Genomic DNA, 3,562 nt, shown 5'->3' on the forward strand with positions numbered 1-3,562 from the left:
CCTGCTGTTTCTATGCAAATGAACGGTCAAGGTGCTAAAACTTGGGAAGAGTTAACAGGAAGAGCCTATACTCAAAAAAGTAATATTGCTATTGTTCTTGATGATGTTGTTTATTCAGCTCCAGGAGTTTCTAGTGGTCCTATATCAGGAGGAAGATCTGAAATTTCAGGTAATTTTGATGTTACAGAAACTAAAGATTTAGCTAACGTTTTAAGAGCGGGTAAATTACCTGCATCTGCGGATATTGTTCAATCAGAAGTGGTAGGTCCATCCCTTGGTCAAGAGGCTATCGATAATGGAACGACTTCAGCAATCGTAGGATTGTTGTTAGTGTCTCTTTGGATGCTTGTATATTATGGTAAAGCAGGATGGTATGCTAACATTGCATTAGCGGTGAACTTACTTTTCTTATTCGGAATCTTAGCAAGTTTAGGTGCTGTACTTACATTGCCTGGTATTGCTGGTATCGTATTAACAATGGGTACTGCAGTAGATGCGAATATCATTATTTATGAAAGAGCGAAAGAAGAACTACGAGCTGGTAAATCTTTAGATGAGGCAGTTAAAATTTCGTACAGTTGGACGGGAGCAATGCGTTCAATCGTGGATGCAAACGTAACGCACATTTTAATTGGAGCAGTTTTATTTATTTTTGGTTCAGGTCCAATTAAAGGATTTGCTACAACCTTATTAATAGGTATTATAACTTCATTATTTACTTCTATTTTTATCGCTAGAATTTTCATCGATAAGGATATTGCTAAGAATGCTAATTTATCTTTTGTAACTAATTTTTCTAAAAACTTCTTTACAAACTTCCATTTTGATTTCTTAAGAATTAAAAAAGGTACTTATGCGTTTTCTGCGATTGTTGTAGTTGTAAGTGTGATCTCTTTATTCACAAATGGTTTAGATCAAGGTGTAGATGTTGTAGGAGGTAGAACTTTTCAAGTTCGTTTTGAAAAACCAGTTGAAACTGAAGTGGTAAAAGAACAATTAGCTAAAGTTTTTGATGGAAGCGCAGAGGTGAAAATCTTTGGTAACGACAATCAATTAAAAATTACTACTAAATATAAAGTACAAGAACACGGTACAGAAGCTGACGAGGAAGTTAATAAAATTCTATTCGAAACTTTAAAATCGTATTACAGTACTGATTTAACATACGACAAATTTGTTAACTCGTATGATGGTAAAAAGTTTGGTATTGTACAAGCATCTAAAGTGGGACCAACTGTTGCTGAGGATATTAAAACTAACGCATACTGGGCAGTACTTGGAGCTATGTTAATTGTATTTTTATACTTAATCATTAGTTTTAGAAAATGGCAATATGGTTTAGGTGCTATCGCAGCTGTGGCGCATGATGTTATCTTTGTTTTAGGTATCTACTCATTGTGTTATAAATTCATGCCTTTTGGAATGGAAATCGACCAGCATTTTATTGCAGCAATCCTAACGGTTATTGGATACTCGATGAATGATACTGTAATTGTATTTGATAGGGTTCGTGAATTCCTTGATGGTAAAGTAAAAGGTAATTTCGGAGAGATCGTGAATCAATCTATTAATTCAACTATGTCAAGAACAATCAATACTTCGTTAACGATGATTGGTGTATTATTGATCATGTTCATCTTTGGAGGTGAGTCAATCAGAGGATTTATCTTTGCAATGTTAGTTGGTATCGTAGTTGGTACGTATTCTTCACTATTTATCGCTACGCCGGTATTAGTAGATACAATATCTGCTGCTGATAAAAAAATAATTGAAAAGCAACATGCTGAAGCATAATTGCTGCTAATTCAGAAAGTAAAAGACCTAACAACTGTTAGGTCTTTTTTTTGACCTAGTATTAAGGCTTAGTATTTTTGTAGTTTAATAGTATCGAATACGGGATTTAATACTGTAGTTAGTCGGTTTTTATTTTTTAACAATTTCATTTTTAACATATTTACTACCCTTAAGATTCTCCTAGTTTTTAAGATTCCATATCATTTATAAATCGTAATAATGAAAAGATACATTATCCAATCTGTTTTTATCTTTATAACTGTATTCTTACTCAATGCGACGGTAGCAGCAAAGGAGAGCAACTGGTATATACGTGGTGGATTTAGATTATATTTCTTAGTTATACTGTAGGATTTATATGAAGAATATAACAGATATGTATTACAGTACATTCATCATTAAAACGATTTTAACTTTTCTAGTTTATGAAGTATTAATTGTTTTTTAATCATCTACAAAATGTATTGATATTTTATTTAGGGATGTAAGGTAATTGTGCGTATTAATAAAAAGATCCTTAATACCAATATTCTTAAAATGTGTCTGATTTTTTATTTGCAGAAATAGTCAATTATGTGAGGAAGATTAAATAATTGGACTAATGTACAGCAGCAAATTTTATAGTGTTAGTGGCGTCAAATTTCATTTAATTACATTTCACACGCAGTTTGTTAAGTGTCTAAATGAAAATTGCCCCATATAGTGTTTTAACTTTATGAGGCAATTTTATAAATATAATGGTATGGATAATAGATAACTATAGTTTCTTTTCAGCAGTAAAAACAAAGTAAAAACCGATTAAGATGAAAGGAATACTTAGCCATTGTCCTGTTGAAAGTAATCCTAAGGCACTTTCAAAACCACCTTGGCTTTCTTTAACTGATTCGACTACCATTCGTACAGAAAACAACAGGACTAAGAATAAACCAAATAAGTATCCTGATTTTTTTCTAGCTTCAGTCTTCCAATATAGGAAAAACAAAATAGCAAACACAAAAATATAACAAACAGCCTCATACAACTGAGTTGGGTGTTTTACAGGTACTTGTGCTAATAAATTAGCAAATTTAGGGTCGGTTGCTATCGCTTTATATGCCTCGTTAGGATTGGCAATTTGGGTCGCATTTATTGCATCGGTGGGAGTGAATTGATCACGTAAAAAACGGATTCCAAAAGATGATGTCGTTTCTTTTCCAATAATTTCAGAATTGAAAAAATTACCTAGTCGAACAAAAATTGCTCCACTTGCTACCGCTATTACGATACGATCCAAAATCCATAATAACGGACGCTGTAGTACTTTTTTACTAAAGTAATACATAGCTACAATTATCGAAATGGCAGCGCCATGACTTGCTAGTCCTTGAAAACCTGTGAATTCAAATGTAGGACTAAAACGAACCGGTAAAAATATTTCTAATAAGTTGTTTTTAAAATAACCCCAATCGTAAAAAAGGACATGTCCTAAACGCGCTCCAATTAAGGTAGCCAATACGGACCATATGAATAGTGAATCTAATTTTTCAATTGATTCACCTTCTCTTTCAAAGATGTTTTTCATAATGTACCATCCTAGTCCAAATGCAATTACGAACATTAGACTATAGAAACGGATCATGAAAAAACCAAGATCAATTCCTTCTGATGGGTTCCAGACTATATTTAAAGCGTGCGTCATTATTTTTTATTTTAAGTAAAAATACATTTTTTGTAGCGAGGTTCGAGCTAAAATTTTTTGAAAAGCACAATTTGACTAAAAATCAGAATA

General features: G+C 32.6%; 2 protein-coding genes. One reads left to right on the forward strand and one right to left on the reverse strand.

Annotated features, from left to right (window positions below; translation table 11 throughout):
• The coding region (gene secF / locus P8M54_RS00565; protein WP_300283807.1) for a protein translocase subunit SecF at nt 1-1,794 on the forward strand (1,794 nt) is incomplete at its 5' end.
• 757 nt (nt 1,795-2,551) lie between these two features.
• Here secF and lgt read toward each other — a convergent pair.
• Nucleotides 2,552-3,472 carry a prolipoprotein diacylglyceryl transferase gene (gene lgt / locus P8M54_RS00570; RefSeq protein WP_300283809.1) on the reverse strand — a complete coding sequence of 307 codons (921 nt, stop codon included), beginning with the start codon at nt 3,470-3,472 and terminating at the stop codon, nt 2,552-2,554.
• Nucleotides 3,473-3,562 lie beyond the last annotated feature (90 nt).

It is taken from the genome of Flavobacterium sp., assembly GCF_029242675.1.
Lineage (GTDB): Bacteria > Bacteroidota > Bacteroidia > Flavobacteriales > Flavobacteriaceae > Flavobacterium.

Excerpts from the sequence above, each read along its gene's own strand:
- lgt (WP_300283809.1), bottom strand. The coding sequence starts at position 3,472 with ATGACGCACGCTTTAAATATAGTCTGGAACCCATCAGAAGGAATTGAT.